Genomic DNA, 771 nt, shown 5'->3' with positions numbered 1-771 from the left:
AGTAACTACAAGACGATTCTGCGGATAAACAAGCAACGCTTTAAGTGTAAACACTGTGGAAAAACTTTTTTAGCCGAAGATTCGGTTAGTGATCGTCACTGCTCCATTGCCCGCAGAGTCAAACAAGCCGTTCTCGAACTATTAAGTGAGCCTCTTTCTATGTCCTTGATTGCACGCATGAAACACGTTTCTCCAACAACGGTTATTCGGATCCTTCGCAGCCTTCGGCCTAAAACCGTTTCTTTGAACCAGCCACTGCCAGAAGTGTTGTGTTTTGATGAATTCAAATCAGTGAAAAATGTCTCGGGTGCTATGAGCTTTGTCATGATGGATGGCAAAACCCATCAACTGATCGACATTGTGGAAAATCGTCAACTCGATCCTTTGCGCGACTATTTCTTGCGTTATCCCAGAAAGGTACGGGAACAAGTACGTCTAGTGGTTTCAGATTTCTATACACCCTATCGTACATTGGTGAAAGATTGTTTTCCGAATGCCCGAATCGTCGCCGATCACTTTCATATCAGTCAACACATTGGCCGAGCATTTACCAATCACCGAATTCAGGTAATGAAGTCCTTTAGAAAAGGCGACAGTCGATCAAAACATTTAAAGAAATACTGGAAACTGCTTCAGAAGAATGCGTGGGAATTGAAGGGGAGACACCGCTACTGGCGACCTTCTTTTCGGGCACATCTAACGGAAGCAGAAATCGTCGATCGCCTGTTGTCTTACGATGACTCCCTAAAGCAAGGCTACGAAGTCTATCAG

General features: G+C 44.4%; 1 protein-coding gene. It reads left to right on the top strand.

Annotated features, from left to right (window positions below):
* A partial coding sequence (locus RV13_RS20450; protein WP_143142312.1) for an ISL3 family transposase occupies positions 1–771 on the top strand: 771 nt, incomplete at both ends.

The sequence above is a fragment of the Enterococcus raffinosus genome, assembly GCF_001886185.1.
Lineage (GTDB): Bacteria > Bacillota > Bacilli > Lactobacillales > Enterococcaceae > Enterococcus_A > Enterococcus_A raffinosus.
Note: the sequence above shows the minus strand (reverse complement) of the source record. Positions and strands in the feature narration are given on the sequence as shown.